This window comes from Poseidonibacter parvus (assembly GCF_001956695.1).
GTDB lineage: Bacteria > Campylobacterota > Campylobacteria > Campylobacterales > Arcobacteraceae > Poseidonibacter > Poseidonibacter parvus.
The window spans coordinates 50,506-66,765 of sequence record NZ_CP019070.1; the positions used below are offsets into that span (position 1 = coordinate 50,506).

At 28.7% G+C, this 16,260-nt stretch carries 14 protein-coding genes; 6 read left to right on the forward strand and 8 right to left on the reverse strand.

The window, feature by feature from the left end; all coding sequences use genetic code 11:
* Positions 1 to 13: 13 nt before the first annotated feature.
* The 8 genes from LPB137_RS00235 to LPB137_RS00270 all read right to left on the reverse strand — a co-directional run bounded on the left by LPB137_RS00235 (position 14) and on the right by LPB137_RS00270 (position 7,830).
* Positions 14 to 1,084 (reverse strand): TRAP transporter substrate-binding protein, encoded by a 1,071-nt coding sequence (locus tag LPB137_RS00235; RefSeq protein ID WP_197682248.1) that lies wholly within the window; start codon positions 1,082 to 1,084, stop codon positions 14 to 16.
* A 98-nt stretch (positions 1,085 to 1,182) separates the two neighbouring features.
* The gene (locus LPB137_RS00240; RefSeq protein WP_076082790.1) at positions 1,183 to 1,827 is read right to left on the reverse strand and encodes a response regulator transcription factor; all 645 of its coding nucleotides are present in this window, start codon (positions 1,825 to 1,827) and stop codon (positions 1,183 to 1,185) included.
* A 1-nt stretch (position 1,828) separates the two neighbouring features.
* Positions 1,829 to 4,021, reverse strand: a complete 2,193-nt coding sequence (locus LPB137_RS00245; protein WP_076082793.1) for a sensor histidine kinase — start codon at positions 4,019 to 4,021, stop codon at positions 1,829 to 1,831.
* Positions 4,022 to 4,046: 25 nt separating this feature from the next.
* Complete coding sequence (locus tag LPB137_RS00250) at positions 4,047 to 4,634, reverse strand: LutC/YkgG family protein (protein WP_076082796.1); 588 nt, start codon at positions 4,632 to 4,634, stop codon at positions 4,047 to 4,049.
* Positions 4,627 to 6,000, reverse strand: coding sequence for a lactate utilization protein B (locus tag LPB137_RS00255; protein WP_076082798.1), 1,374 nt, complete (start codon positions 5,998 to 6,000; stop codon positions 4,627 to 4,629). The genes LPB137_RS00250 and LPB137_RS00255 overlap by 8 nt, the downstream gene beginning before the upstream one ends.
* A complete protein-coding gene (locus LPB137_RS00260; RefSeq protein ID WP_076082801.1) occupies positions 5,997 to 6,746 on the reverse strand; it encodes a (Fe-S)-binding protein in 750 nt (249 codons plus the stop codon). Before LPB137_RS00260 ends, LPB137_RS00255 begins: the two co-directional genes overlap by 4 nt.
* A gap of 61 nt (positions 6,747 to 6,807) precedes the next feature.
* Positions 6,808 to 7,386, reverse strand: coding sequence for a class I SAM-dependent methyltransferase (locus LPB137_RS00265; protein WP_076082804.1), 579 nt, complete (start codon positions 7,384 to 7,386; stop codon positions 6,808 to 6,810).
* A gap of 3 nt (positions 7,387 to 7,389) precedes the next feature.
* The gene (locus LPB137_RS00270; RefSeq protein ID WP_076082806.1) at positions 7,390 to 7,830 is read right to left on the reverse strand and encodes a deoxycytidylate deaminase; all 441 of its coding nucleotides are present in this window, start codon (positions 7,828 to 7,830) and stop codon (positions 7,390 to 7,392) included.
* A gap of 160 nt (positions 7,831 to 7,990) precedes the next feature.
* Here LPB137_RS00270 and accB point away from each other — a divergent pair, with 160 nt between their 5' ends.
* From accB to asnB, 6 genes are all read left to right on the forward strand, one after another.
* Entirely contained in the window at positions 7,991 to 8,452 is a 462-nt protein-coding gene (gene accB / locus LPB137_RS00275) for an acetyl-CoA carboxylase biotin carboxyl carrier protein (protein WP_076082809.1), read from the forward strand.
* Positions 8,453 to 8,461: 9 nt separating this feature from the next.
* Positions 8,462 to 9,814, forward strand: coding sequence for an acetyl-CoA carboxylase biotin carboxylase subunit (locus LPB137_RS00280; protein ID WP_076082812.1), 1,353 nt, complete (start codon positions 8,462 to 8,464; stop codon positions 9,812 to 9,814).
* Positions 9,815 to 10,068: 254 nt separating this feature from the next.
* The gene (locus LPB137_RS00285; protein ID WP_076082815.1) at positions 10,069 to 11,598 is read left to right on the forward strand and encodes a DEAD/DEAH box helicase; all 1,530 of its coding nucleotides are present in this window, start codon (positions 10,069 to 10,071) and stop codon (positions 11,596 to 11,598) included.
* A gap of 240 nt (positions 11,599 to 11,838) precedes the next feature.
* Entirely contained in the window at positions 11,839 to 13,419 is a 1,581-nt protein-coding gene (locus LPB137_RS00290) for an inorganic phosphate transporter (RefSeq protein WP_076082818.1), read from the forward strand.
* A gap of 108 nt (positions 13,420 to 13,527) precedes the next feature.
* Positions 13,528 to 14,433 carry an AEC family transporter gene (locus tag LPB137_RS00295; RefSeq protein WP_228144716.1) on the forward strand — a complete coding sequence of 302 codons (906 nt, stop codon included), beginning with the start codon at positions 13,528 to 13,530 and terminating at the stop codon, positions 14,431 to 14,433.
* A gap of 8 nt (positions 14,434 to 14,441) precedes the next feature.
* Entirely contained in the window at positions 14,442 to 16,232 is a 1,791-nt protein-coding gene (asnB, locus tag LPB137_RS00300; RefSeq protein ID WP_076082823.1) for an asparagine synthase (glutamine-hydrolyzing), read from the forward strand.
* The last annotated feature ends 28 nt before the right edge of the window (positions 16,233 to 16,260 follow it).

The following is a 16,260-nucleotide window of genomic DNA, read 5'->3' on the forward strand; positions in this document are numbered from 1 at the left end:
CAGCGTATTATATCTATTTTAAGTTGTCTTTTAAATATAAGTAATCAGACATTTTAGTCCATTCTCTAGCTTTCTTTTGGTAAGCAGCTTGTGAATCTAATACTTCTTTTAATAATGGTTGACCTTTAGTTTTTTCAACTAATAACTCAGCATTTGCTTTTTTCATAGCATCCATAACTTCTTTAGGGAAAGTTTTGATTTTAATATTTGGATAGTCTTTTTCAATTTTAGACCATGCTTCAGAACTCATGTGGTAGTTTTGAATATACATATCATATGCAGATAATTTCATTGCTGTTACTAAAATAGTTTGTAAATGTTTTGGTAACTTGTTGAATTTTCTTTCATTAACTAAAAATTGTAATTCAGTTGCTGGCTCATGCCATCCTGTATAGTAGTAAGGAGCAATTTTATTGAATCCCATTTTAATATCCATACCAGGTCCAACCCATTCAAGAGCGTCAATAGTACCTCTTTCTAGTGATGTATATAACTCACCAGATGCGATATTAGTAACTGTAAGACCTAATTTTGCCATGATTTCACCAGCAAATCCAGGAATTCTCATTTTAAGACCTTTTAAATCATCAACAGTCTTAATTTCTTTTCTGAACCATCCACCCATTTGGTTTCCAGTGTTTCCACCAGGGAATGATAATACTTTATGTTTTTTATAAGCTTTTTTCATTAAGTCCATACCACCACCGTGATAGAACCATGCATATTGCTCAGGTGTAGTCATACCAAATGGCATAGTTGTAAATGGTAAAGTATTAATATCTTTACCTTTCCAGTAATATGATGCAGAGTGACCCATATCATACTGACCACCTTTAACCATATCTAAAATTCCAAGTGCTGCTTTATGTTTATTTGAAGCGTCAACTCTAATTTTTAATTGTCCTTGAGACATTTCTTCAACCATTTTAGCCATATTAGTTGGTGTATCATAGAATGGGCTTAATGTAGATCCCCATGTAGTAGCAAGCTTCCACTTGTATACTTTATCTTTAGCAACTGCTGCTGTACTTAATCCCGCAACTAGTGCAGAAGTAAGAAGTAATTTAGTTGTAGTTTTTAACATGATCATTTTCTCCTTAGATTTGTTATGCGTAAAGTTTAACTACAAGAAATGAAAATGATATGATATTTTATGTGATAAATGTAAAATTTATGTAGAAATTAGCTAGTTTTGAAAATATATCCAGTATCTACTACTGTTTCAATATAATCATTAGAAAGAATTTTTCTTAATCTTCGAATTAAAGATCGTATAGATTCTAAAGATGCAAAACTTCCTTCCCAAACATAATTTTCAATTGCTTCGTAAGATAAAACTTGATTTCTTTTAGTTAAAAAGAGATTTAGAAGTAGCCTTTCTTTTTTTGTTAATCTTTGCTCTTTATCATTTATAAATATCAAAGATGATTTATAATCAAAATAACAATTCTCATCAAAATAGATTAAGTCATCTTGTATTTTACAAAACTTTTCTATTTTTATTTCAAGTTCATCTATAAAAAATGGTTTTTTTAAATAGTCATTACATCCAAAGTCATAAGATTGTTTGATATCATTAAGTTCAACACTAGCAGAAATTATAATTACAGGTATATCTTTGTAGAACTCTCTAATTTTCTTTAATATTTTAATCCCATCAATATTTGGAACATTTATATCTAAAATAAAGCAACTATATCCATCAGCTATTTTTTCTATTGCATCTGCTCCATCCACACAAGATTGAACTTTATAGCCTTTTAGTTTTAACCTTTTAGTAATAGTGTCATTTAACTTTTTATTATCTTCTAGTAGTAAGATTTTCATTTTAAACCTTTTTATGAGGTAGTCTAATTGTAAAAATTACATTATCATCTTCATTTCTAACTGTAATTGTTCCCCTCATTTTATCTTCAATAATTACTTTTGCCATATAAAGACCAAGGCCTGTTCCATCTGCTTTTGTAGTAAAGTATGGTTGAAAGATAGAGTGTATTATTGTTTCATCAATTTTACCTGCATCATCAATAATTTCTATGCTATTATAATTAATACATCTTTCAATATTAATTTGAATATTACCTTTTTTATTTTCATCTTGCTGCTTATCTATAATTTTATTTTTTGCATTATTTACAAGGTTTAGTAAAACTTGTTTAAACTCGTTCTCATAACCGTAGATTAAAAGTTCTTCATCTTTATTTTTATAATTAAAACTCATTTCTATATTAGAATAGAATATTTGTTTTCCAATAATTTCGTTTATTTCGTTTAAAGATTTAGAAATTGAGAAGAGTTTCTTTTTTGTTGAGGGTTTTAAGAAGTTTCTAAAATCATTTAAAGTTCTAGACATATATTTAATTTGAACCATTGAGTCTTTTACAAAATCATTTACTTCTATATCTTTTAATTCATTTAATAAATATGATGTTTGTATATCTTGAACTAATGCTGATAGCTCTACAAGTGGTTCATTCCATTGATGTGCAATTGCCGCAATCATATCACCCATTTCAGCTAATTTACTTTGTTGTATTAAGAACTGTTTTTGTTGAACACTTTCAGTTATATCATCCATAATACAAACTATTCCACCAACACTTTGATCTATGTTTTTATAAACAGCTTTATTCAAAATGATATGTTTCATTTGATTTGACGCTGTGTAAAATGTAAATTCTGAAGTAGAAGTTGAGAATGTATTTAACAACTCTTTATCAATTATTGTGTTTTTTGATGCAACTTCATTTGTAAAAAAATCAAAGGCAGTTTTACCTATGATTTGATCTCTATGTTCATTTACTAAGTTTGCAAAAGCTAAGTTACAACCTAAAAACTTTCCATGAATATTTTTATAATAAATTGGATTAGGAATAGTATCTAATAATACTTTATCAAATTCTAACCTATTAGATAGCGCTCTTTCTACTTTTAATCTTCTTTGAATATTAGCACGAAGAGTGACAACAATAATACTTAATACCAAAATAATCAAAATTGCTAAAATAAAAAACTGTGTAACTTTTTTATATTCTGAACTTGGCTGATTTGTTAATATATAATCATCTACATGTTTTGTTATATCTATATTAAACCTATTTAATTCATTATAATCAAACATATATTCGTTAGGTGATTTTTCTAAAATTGGTATTTGGGAAATCTTTTTTCCATTTAATATTTCAAGTGCCATTTTTGATACAGCTTCTCCTTGACCAATTGCAGAAGTTAAAAGTCCACCTACAATTCCATAATTCAAATAAAAATCCCAAAGACCATAAATTGGAACATGGCTGGCTTCTCTGATTTTGGTAAAGCTTTGTTTATATGTAAAATATTTACCTGTTGTATCTTTAAACAATAAAACAAATAAAACAGCAGTATCTTCCCCTAATTTTGAAACTTTTTTTGCAATTCCCTCGATTTCTAAATTATCAATATATTCAATTTCAAAATCTTTTTTGTATTTTTGAATAATAGGTCTTAAATCTCTTTTTACTGCATAACCTGTTTTAGAATTATCATTTATTATTACTAGTTTTTTTAAATTTGGGTGTAAGTCTTTTATTAACTCAAAGTTTTTTTCTAAGTCTACTTGCTCAACTACACCTGTCATATATTTTTTCATATAGTTTTGTTCTAAAAATGCTTTATCAAAATTGTTTATTCCACAAAAAAGAACAGGCAAGTTCTCAAAGAGATAAGTATGATAGTTAATTACAAAATCAAAAGCATTATTATCACTTGCAATTATTAAATCAAAGCTTCTTTTTTGAAATTGTTGTTTGTAAAGTTTTGCAAGTTGGTCTAAATATATTGGATCAGCAACTCTTTTTGTATCCATATATACAGTTGTAAGTTCTATATTTTCGTGCGATTTAAACTCTTTTTCAATGGTTTTAGAAATATCATCACTCCAAACATATCCTTTATGATATGAATGAAGTAATAAAACCTCTTTTGGTTCTTGTCCTAAAACAAATGTAATAAAAATTAAGCTAAATAGTATTATTTTTTTCATTTATACCTTCTATTTAGCTATTATATCAAGATTTTGTAAAAATTACATAACCAGATTTTGGACCATGAGCACCGATAACTAGTGACTGCTCTATATCTGCTGTTTTAGAAGGTCCTGAAATGAATACACCATAGCCAGTATTTTCAAAATTTATTTTTTCATATGCTTCATGCATATTTGAAACAATTTCTTTTTCATCTATTACAATTACAATATTTTGTGCAATAAAATATAAAGACCTATGTCTATTATCTTCATTTTTCATCCAAATAGCACCATTTTCAGCAACTGCAAAATTTCCTTTTACTACTGCTAAATCTATATTTTTTAAATTATGAGCATCATCTTCTTCATTTGCATTAAAATTGCTTAGAGTAAAACCATCAACATTTGAAGCAATTTGTTTTTCATCTTTATATAATTCTTTAATAGTTTTATCTAAATCTTTTTTATCAATTACTAAAGCTTTTCCTCCAACACTTTCAATCATTGTAGAAAATTTCTCATGTTTTTTTTCAAAAGTTATTCCAAAGTTTTCATAAGAAGGAAGTTCTACATCAACAGCTACATTATTCTTTTTAATGTTTTGTAGTATTTTTTCTTTACTAGTCATCTAAATCTCCTTGCTCAAACATTTCTTTAAAACTCTTTTCTGCCATTTTAGGCATATCTCTTTGTTTTCCCCATGCATTTGCTTTGTTGTAAACAATTGAATCAGGAAGTTTTGGAACAATTTTACGAGCCATTTTTCCTGCAAAATCAAATAACTTTGGTTTTGTCATAAGCCATGCTGTAATTTTCATAGCCATTTTTTTCTTAGGATCAATTAGTTTCATTTCACTTAAATCTTGACGTCTTGCATAAAGTTGTGAATCTAAATCAATTTTTACAGGACAAACATTTGTACATGAACCACATAAAGTACAAGCAAAAGGCAATGTGTTATGCTTTTCGGGCTCTTTAACTGCACCTAAAATAGAACCAATTGGTCCTGGAATTACATATTCATAAGAGTGACCACCTGATCTTCTGTATACTGGACATGTATTCATACATGCACCACATCTAATACAATTTAATGCTTTTTTATACTTTTCAGAAGATAAAAATTCACTTCTTTTATTATCAACAATAATAATATGCATTTCTCCACCTTCAATTGGCCCATGAAAATGTGAAGTATATGATGTAATTGGTTGACCTGTTGCACTTCTTGCTAGTAATCTTGTAAATACTGATAAGTCTTCAAGTCTTGGAATTACTTTTTCAATTCCCATTGAAGCAATATGAAGTTTTGGAACTGATGCACCCATATCAGCATTTCCTTCATTTGTACATACAACAACTCCACCTGTTTGTGCAATTGCAAAGTTTACACCTGTCATTCCAGCTTCTGCGTTCAAGAAATCTTCTCTTAATGAAGCTCTTGCTGCTCTTGTTAAATATGTAGGATCATCATTTCCTTTTTCTGTTCCTAAATGTTCAACAAAAGTATCAGATACATCCATCTTTTTTAAGTGAATTGCTGGCAGTACAATATGTGAAGGAGGTTCGTTTCTTAATTGAACAATTCTCTCTCCTAGGTCGGTATCAATAACTTCTATACCACGCTCTTCTAAAAAAGGATTTAAATGACACTCTTCTGTTAACATCGATTTTGATTTAACAAGTTTTTTTACATTTTTTTCATTTAGAAGTTTATATGCAATTTCATTATGCTCTTTTGCATCTGCTGCAAAGTGAACTTTGATGCCTTTTGCATTAGCATTTTTTTCAAATTCTAAAAGATAAGTATCTAAATTTGCCATTGTATGAGATTTGATTCTACTTGCAAACTCACGTAAATTTTCCCATTCAGGAATAGTTTTTGTTGCTATATCTCTTTTTTCTCTTACAAACCATAAAGCTTGGTCATGCCAATGCATTCTTTCATCATTTGCAACAAACTCTTTTGCATTTTGTGGATGATTAGTACTCATAGTTCTTCTCCTAGTAAGATTTGAACAATATGTTTTACTTTTATTGGATGGTTATTTCTATTTATGATTCCATCCATGTGCATTAAACAGGACATATCAGCACCTGTCATTACTTGAGCATTTGAGTCTAAGTGATCTTTAATTCTATCTTTCCCCATAGCAATTGATAAATCTTCTTCTTGCACAGAGAATGTTCCACCAAAACCACAGCATTCATCTTCTCTTTTTAATGTAACAAGTTCAATTCCTTCAACTTTTTGAAGTAAGTTTTTTAGCTTAGAATTATATGGAATATTTAATTCACTTGCAGTTGCTAATTTTAAAACTCTATGTCCATGACAAGAGTTATGAAGACCAACTTTATAAGGAAAACTTGTGTTAAAGTTTAGGTTTTCTAACTTAACTACGTCATGTAAAAATTCACATACTTCATAAATTGAAGCTTTAACTTTATTATAATCTTCATCATTATTGAAAAAAGGTGCATAATGTTCTTTAACCATTGAAACACATGAACCACTAGGTGCTACAATATAGTCATAATCTTTAAATGTTTTAACAAATTGCTTTGCTAAAGTTTCAACGTCTTTAGAACAGCCTGAGTTTGCCATAGGTTGTCCACAGCATGTCTGGTTTAGTGGATAATCTATATCCAAGCCTTGTTGTTTTAATATCTTATAAGTAGATTTACAAATATCTGGATATAGTTCGTTCATAAAACAGGGAATAAATAGACCTATTTTCATATAAACTCCTTTTAAATTATCTTGTAATTCTATATTTAATATATGAAATTGGTATGATATTTTATTTTTTTAAATAAATGGAAATGTCGTTTTCTAAATAATCATCTTTTATTTTTATTTGTGAGCAGATGCTTTTACAAAATTTTAGCACCGTATTTATAGAAATATCACTTAATGGATCATCTTTTAAGAAATTAAAAACAAAACCTTTTTTTGAAGCTTTATATGAACGTTTTATAAAAGTTAAAACTTCATCTTCATTTAGAGTATTCATAGCTCCACTACAGATGTAATAATCAGCACTAGGGAGCTTATCTTCAAGTATATTTTTTAAAACGAATTTTGTATTTAAAAATCTTTTTGATGCCGCGTTTATCATTTCTTCTTCGCAATCAATACCAATATACTTTTCTGGTTTAAAATCATTATCAAATAAATAGTTGTAATATTCACCAAAGCCACAACCTGCATCAACAATTACACATTCTTTTACTTCGTCTTGAATAAATTGTGTTAATACTTTAAAACGTATATACTGTGACTCTTCGCAGCTCCAGTGAACTCCTCTAGCACTAATCCCATATTTTTTTATGACTCTTTTATAAAATTGAGTATTATTTTTATATCCAATATTTGCCATGATTTAGCAGTTATCTATTTGTTCAATTATTACATTGTTATCTTTAATAAATTTAGAGATAAGTTCTGAGTTTGTATGTTCATAGGCTTTATCGTAAACAATTCTTTTTATTCCACTTGCTATTAAATTTTTTGAACATTCACTACAAGGTTCTAGAGTTACATAAATTGTTGCATCTTCTATACTAATTCCTTTTCTTGCTGCCCAAATTATTGCATTCATTTCAGCATGAATTTCGTAAGTTTTAGACCAGTCATGATGGTCTTTTGTATATTCTCCATTCCAATGGTCACTACAATTTGTATATCCAGCAGGAGTTCCATTATAACCCGTTGAGAGTATTCTTCCATCTTTTACAATTACAGCGCCTACTTGTTTTGATACACATTTTGAAGCACTTGCTATTTCTTTTGCAATATTTATAAATGTTTGGTCTTTTAACATTTTTGTACCTTGTGGTTATTTATAGAAGTATAGCAAATAAAAGAATAAAAATCATTGCTATAAACTTAAATTATGCTTATTTGTTTTAACAAAAATAAAATTATAATTAAAATTGTGATAACATGTTGAAAATTTGACAAGATTAATAAAAAGGCTAACTATGGATTTTAAAGAAATCAAAGAATTAATAAGAGTATTTGACAAGAGTGCATTAAACAAATTAAAAGTTAAAGATGGAGAATTTGAAATCTCTATGCAAACTGGATTTGAAGGTGGTACGGTTGTAACTACTGCTGCTGCACCTGTTGCTGCACCAATTGCTCCTGTTGCAGCACCTGTTGCTGTTGCTAGTTCTGAAGCTGCAGTAAGCACTGCTGTTACTGGTGATACAATTGATTCGCCAATGGTAGGAACATACTATGCTTCTCCATCACCTGAAGCTCCTGCATTTGTAAAAGCTGGAGATACAGTTAAAAAAGGTCAAACTTTATGTATCTTAGAAGCTATGAAAATTATGAATGAAGTTGAAGCTGAATTTGATTGTAAGATTATTGACATCTTAGTTAAAGATGGTGACCCAGTTGAATATGATATGCCTATATTTACTGTAGAAAAAATATAAAGATTTCATATGGCTGAAATTAAAAAAATATTAATTGCTAATAGAGGAGAAATAGTTCAAAGAGCTATACGAACTATTAGAGAAATGGGTAAGAAATCAGTTGCAGTTTATTCTGCAGGTGATAAAAATGCATCATATTTAAAACATGCAGATGAAGCTGTTTGTATTGGTGATGTTAAGTCTGCTGATTCATACTTAAATATTCCTGCACTAATTACTGCTGCAGAAATGACAGGATGTGATGCAATTTTCCCAGGTTATGGTTTCCTTTCTGAAAACCAAGATTTTGTAGAAATTTGTAGATTACATAATATTAAATTTATTGGTCCTTCTGTTGAAGTAATGGAAAAAATGGCTGATAAATCAAAAGCAAAAGATGAAATGATTAAAGCTGGTGTTCCAGTTGTACCTGGTTCAGATGGTGCTGTTCATTCACTTGAAGAAGGTAGAAAAGTAGCACTTGAAATTGGTTATCCAATTATGGCTAAAGCATCTGCTGGTGGTGGTGGAAGAGGAATGAGACTTATTAATGATGAGTCTGATTTTGATCAGCTATTCATGGCTGCTTCTTCTGAAGCTTTAGCTGCATTTGGTGATGGTACTATGTACCTTGAGAGATTTATTAATAACCCAAGACATATTGAAGTTCAAGTTATTGGAGATTCTCATGGAAATGCAATTCATGTAGGTGAAAGAGATTGTTCTTTACAAAGAAGACATCAAAAAGTTATTGAAGAATCACCTGCAATTTTATTAAATGATGAGACTAGAGCTCATTTACATGATGTTGCTGTTAAAGCTACAAAATTCCTTAAGTATGAAGGTGCTGGTACATTTGAATTCTTAGCAGATGATAAGCAAAATATTTACTTTATGGAAATGAATACAAGACTTCAAGTTGAGCATCCTGTTTCTGAAATGGTTTCTGGGCTTGATATTGTTGAATGGATGATTAAAGTTGCACAAGGTGAGAAATTACCAGCACAAGAAAAAATCAAATTTAGAGGTCATGCAATTGAAGTAAGAATTACAGCTGAAGATCCTAATTCGTTCTTACCAAGTCCTGGAAAAGTTACACAATGGATGGTTCCTGGTGGAAGAAATGTAAGAGTTGATTCACATTTATACGCAGGATACGTTGTACCTCCTTATTATGATTCAATGGTTGGAAAACTAATTGTTTGGGGAAGAGATAGAAATAAAGCTATTAATATTATGAAAAGAGCTTTAAATGAGTTTGAAGTAGAAGGAATTAGAACTACAATTCCATTCCATAAAAAAATGATGGAAAATGAAGATTTTATTTCAAATGAATATGATACAAAATACCTAGAAAACTACAAATCACTTGATGATATTTAAGAAATAAGGGATTAACCCCTATTTCTTAAAGCTTAAATTTATCTAAAATTAGATATAATCCGCCAAATTATACACATTTATATACCCCATTCTACTTTGATAATATGTTTACATATTCATATCAAAGATTCATTTTTGATAAAATAACTCAACTTTGACATAACTGAAATTACGCTTTAATCGTACATTAATGGGAAGATAAGATCTACTTATATAACCGTGTATCATTTAATAAAAATATACTAAGGTAAAAAATGACTTTTAACGATTTCAATTTTAAAGAACAGTTACAAAAAGCAATAGATTTTGCAGGATTTAAAGAACCATCACCAATACAAGCTGAAGCAATTCCTATTGTTTTAGAAGGAAAAGATATGGTTGGTCAAGCTCATACAGGTACAGGTAAAACTGCTGCTTTTGGACTTCCTGTAATTAATATGATGAAGGGACAACAAGGCGTTGAAGCTGTTGTTATTGTTCCTACAAGAGAACTTGCAATGCAAGTATCAGATGAATTATTTAGATTTGGTAAAAATTTAAACTTTAATACAGCAACTGTATATGGTGGGCAATCTTACTCTATGCAATTAAGAAATATTGATAGGTCTTCAATCATTGTTGCAACTCCAGGAAGATTTTTAGATTTATTAAGAGGTGGAAAAATTAATATTAAACCTTCTTACGTAATTTTAGATGAAGCAGATGAAATGCTTGATATGGGATTCTTAGATGATATTAAAGAAATTTTCACATTTATGCCAGCTGAAAGACAAACTTTATTATTCTCTGCAACTATGCCTCAAGCTATTAAAAATCTTGCAAAAACAATTTTAAAAGACCCAGCATTTGTTACATTAACTAAAAAAGATGTTACAAACTCTAAAATTACACAAACATATTATGTTGTTGATGAAAGAGAAAGAGATGATGCATTAATTAGATTATACGACTTTAAAAACCCTACAAAATCAATAATTTTTTGTAGAACAAAAAAAGAAGTTGATAGATTATCTACTTTCTTAGTTTCTCAAGGATTTATGGCAAAAGGTCTTCATGGTGATATGGAGCAAAGACAAAGAGAAGAAGCAATTAGAGCTTTTAAATCATCTAAATTAGAAATCTTAATTGCAACAGATGTTGCTGCAAGAGGATTAGATGTAAATGATGTATCTCACGTATTTAACTACCACTTACCATTTGATTCTGAATCATATGTACATAGAATTGGTAGAACAGGACGTGCAGGTAAAGAAGGTGTTGCTGTTTCAATTGTAACTCCGCATGAATTCAGAATGCTTCAAAAAATTGAAAAAAATATTGGTACAAAACTTGAAAGTAAAATTGTTCCAAATATTGATTCTGTTAAAGTAAAAAAAGTTGCAGATTTAAAAGACAAAATTACTGAACAAGATATTAAAGATTACGCTTTACAATTAGTTGAAGAATTAAAAGAAGAATTTGATATTTCAACAATTGCATTTAAATTAGCTTCTATGGTTGCTTCTTCTACTTATGTAAAAGGTAACGATAAAATCGGTAAATCTGAAAGTGATATTAAAAGACTTATTGAAAATGCTCCAAGAGGAGATGACAGAGGTGGTCGAGGCCGAGGTAGAGGTGGTTACCGAGGTGGAAACAGAGGCGGAAGATCTGGTGGTGGAAGATCTGATGGTCGTTCTGGTGGAAGATCAGGCGGTGATAGAGATAGAGGCGGAAGATCTGGTGGTAGATCTGACGGACGGTCTGGTGGAAGATCAGGCGATAGAAATAGAAGAAGAGATTAATCTCTTTTTCTACACCCAATAAACTTCAAAAACTACTTATAGTATATAATACAAAATAATAATCCTAAATCTCTTTTTATCTTTTCTAATATTGTAAAATTTACAAATTTTTCAGGTATATAATATAGTCTTTTATCATAAATTAACTACTTTAGCTATAAATAAATTAAGCTTATTTAAAGGTTTAGCAAGTAATTTTCCACTAAAATAATATCCATTTAAAATTACAAAAGGGTTACATTGGATATTAAAACTTTCGATTCTATAGATAAAGCTACTGAGAAAACAGTTTCAAGCTTTGCTAAACTTTCACTTGCATTACTTTTTATGGTAGTAGTTTTTCTTTGGTCTTATACTTCACATGGTGATGTTCCAAATAACACATTTTTAGTTATTGGTGCAGTATTTGGTGCATATATGGCTATGAATATTGGTGCTAATGATGTTGCAAACAACGTAGGACCTGCTGTTGGTTCAAAAGCAATGACATTAATGTGGGCAATTATAATTGCAGCTACATTTGAAGCTCTTGGTGCTTTTGTTGCAGGTGGTGATGTTGTTAAGACTATTAAAAAAGGTATTATTGATCCTGCTTTAATTTCTGACCCTCAAATCTTTATTTGGGCTATGACAGCTGCTTTATTATCAGCTGCACTTTGGCTTAACTTTGCAACATCTGTTGGAGCTCCAGTTTCAACTACTCACTCAATTGTTGGTGGTGTTATGGGTGCAGGTATTGCAGCAGCAGGTTTTTCTATTGTAGATTGGGGAACAATGGGTAAAATTGCTGCTTCTTGGGTTATATCTCCTGTTTTAGGTGGAATTATTGCTGCAGCTTTTCTTTATCTTATTAAAACTAAGATTGTTTATAAAAAAGATATGGTTAGTTCCGCAAAAATAATTGTTCCTTATTTAATAGCTGTTATGACTTGGGCATTTTCTACTTATTTAATTTTAAAAGGTATTAAAAGATTAATAAAATTAGACTTCTTTACTGCTGCTGGAATTGCTTTAATAATTGCAGTAATAGCATATATATTAGTAAAACCATTAATTGCAAAAGCTGCAGATAAGCTTGAAAATACAAGAGTTAGTGTTAATACACTATTTACAGTTCCTTTAATTTTTGCAGCTGCACTTTTATCATTTGCTCATGGTGCTAATGATGTTGCAAATGCAATTGGACCATTAGCTGCTATTAATGATGCTGTTATGAACTCTGAAATTCATTCAAAAGTTGATATTCCATTTTGGGTAATGGCAGTTGGTGCTTTAGGTATTGCCGTTGGACTTGCATTATATGGACCAAAGCTTATTAAAACAGTTGGTTCTGAAATTACTGAATTAGACCAAATGAGAGCTTATTCAATTGCTATGGCTGCATCTATTACTGTTATTATTGCATCTCAACTTGGACTCCCTGTTTCTTCAACTCATATTGCAGTTGGTGGTGTATTTGGGGTAGGTTTTTTACGAGAATATTTAGATTCTAATGAAAGTAGATTTTTACAAGGTTTAAGAAAAAAGTTTAAAAAGCATAAAAAAGAATTAGACTCAATGACTAAAGAGCTTGATGAATTAGAAAAACTTGAATCAAAGTCTAAAACTAATTATGTAAGAATTGTTGAATTATACAAAAGTATTGAAGAAAAACAAGAGATTGTAAAACAAGAGAAAAAAGACGTTAAAGAAGCTAAAAGTGTTAAGTATGTAAAAAGAGATGCAGTTAAAAAGATTATTGCTGCATGGGTTATTACTGTACCTGCTGCTGCTATTCTATCAGCTGCAGTATTCTTTATGATAAAAGGAATTATGGCTTAAGTAGAATTATCTACTTAAAGCCTAAGATCTTACTTTTTATTCTATTTGAAAGATTTTATAACTTTATGTTAAAATCACGAAAAAAATAGGAATTACTCTATCGAAGCTATCTTATCTGTTTTACCAGTTTATTTTTTTATTGTTTTAGGTTTTATGGCTAAGAAAGTTTTTAGTGATGAGATTAATGAAAGAACATTAGTTCTTTTATCTCTTTACTTTTTCCAACCTATTTTAATCTTTTGGGGACTAACAAAAGCTCCTATTGATTATGCATTTATAGCTTCTCCTTTAGTATATTTAGCAATTGTTTTAATTTCACTACTAATTTTATTAATAGTAAATAAAAAGATATTTAAACAAAGACAAGATCAATCTATTTATTTAGCAACTTCACTTGTAGGAAATACTGGTAATTTAGGTATTCCTTTAGGAATTGCACTATTTGGAATGGCTTCTGTTCCTTACACAAGTATTATAAATATTGCAAATATATTATTTATATATATATTCTCAGTTTATTTCTTTGCAAGAGAGCAATTTTCACTAAAAGAAGCAATTTTCTCAATTTCAAAAATACCTGGTATTTGGTTTGCAATATTAGCATTACTTGTAAATTATAATGGTATTGGAATTGATAAAAATATTTATACTGCTTTAGAAATGGGTGCTTATGCTTCTATGGTAATTCAATTATTAATTTTTGGTATGTATTTATCTAAAATCAAAATCAAATCTATGCCTTGGTATTCATCTTTACATATTAGTTTTATCAAACATATATTTTTACCATTATTTGGAATATTTATCATTTTATACTTTACCAATTTAAACGCTTATGTGGCTTCAATTTTAATTATGGAGCTTATGGTACCACTTGCTGTTAATAATGTGAATTTAGCAGCTTTATACAACTGTAAACCATATGATGTAACAGCTTCGATTTTGATTTCATCTGTAATTTTTGTTTTTCTTTTATATCCTTATATTCAAATTATTGAATATTTTATTAAATAGGACTTTGTATGTGTGGAATTTTAGGTAGTAATTTTTTATCAAATGATTTTGAACAAGCTTTACAAATACAAAATAATAGAGGTCCTGATTATCAAAAAAGTGTGAAAATAAATAATATGCAATTTGGTCATAATAGATTAGCAATTATTGATTTAAATGAAGAAGCAAATCAACCTATGGTTTTTGATGATGTTTTGATTGTTTTTAATGGAGAAATTTATAACTATAAGCAGTTAATTATTGATGAAAATTTAGAGTGTAAAACTGCTTCTGATACAGAAGTAATTATTAGACTTTATCAGAAATATGAGCATGATTTTTTGAATAAATTAAATGGAATGTTTTCTTTTTGCCTTTACGATATGAAAAAAGAAAAGTATTTTTGTGCAAGAGATAGATATGGTAAAAAACCATTTTTTTACTATTTTAAAGATAACAAATTTATTTTTGCTTCTTCAATAAAATCAGTTTTAAAGCTATTAGATAAGAAACCTAATTTAAATAAAGTTGCTGTCAATAAATATTTACAATATTTTGTCTCATATGGTGAGGATACTTTTTATCAAAATATTTTAAAACTTGAAGCTTCTACTTATTTAATTTACGAACCAAAAAAATCAAAAGAGCTTATAAAAAAAAGATATTATAAGATTAATACCTATAAAAAAATAAAAGATGAAAATACAGCATTAAAAGATATTGAAGAACTTTTAATATCTAGTGTTGAAACAAGACTAGTAGGTGATGTTGAAGTTGCATCATTATTAAGTGGTGGAATTGATAGTTCACTAATATCAGCACTTTATACAAAAATTTCTGGCAAAAAGATTAATACTTTTTCAGTTGGTTATGATGAATATAAAAACTATTGTGAACTAGATTTTGCACAAATTACAGCAAAGCATATAGGCTCAAATCATCATCCTGTGATAATATCAAAAAAAGAGTATATAGATAACTTTCATGATTCTTTAGATGCTCTAGAAGAACCTCATGGAGATAGTGCAGCAATCCCTTTAAATATTTTAAGTCAAAATATTCATCAAAGTGGAATCAAGACTGTATTATCAGGAGAAGGAAGTGATGAAATATTTTTAGGATATGATAATTATGCAAAGTTTTTAAAATATTATGAATTTGAAAAAACACTCTCACAAGGTCAAAATGACTTTTTAAACACAATAGTTTCAGCTTTGCAAAATAATACAAAAGAAAGTGAATACTTACGAAGAATCGTTAAAAAACAAACTTTATATAACTCTTTTGGAGAAATATATACAGATATTCAAAGAAAAAAGCTTTTTAATAAACTTCCTAGTTATAAAGCAGAAAAACCAAAAAACGATCCTGTTGATTGGATGAGCTATATTGATTTAAAAATATGGTTAGGAGAGTCTTTACTTTCAAAAGTTGATAGGATTTCTATGAAAAACTCACTAGAAGTTAGAACTCCTTTTTTAGATTTTAATTTAGTTAATTATATGTTTTCTGTGGATTCAAATATAAAAGTTGGAAATACAAATAAGTATTTACTTAAAAAAATTGCAGCTAAATATATACCAAAAGAAATTATTAATAGAACAAAAAAAGGATTTAACTCACCTTTTAATGAATGGCTAAATGAAGAATATGGAAAATCAATTTTAGATACAATAATAGATGTAAATAATACAACTAAATTATTTAATGAAACGTATATTAGACATATATATGAACTTTCATTGAACAGAAAATTTAAGCAGCATTTGTATTCTTTATTTATATTCTCACTATGGTTTAAAAAAGAGTATATTTCTTAAGAAACAAAAGTGTAAAATCAAGACTTAT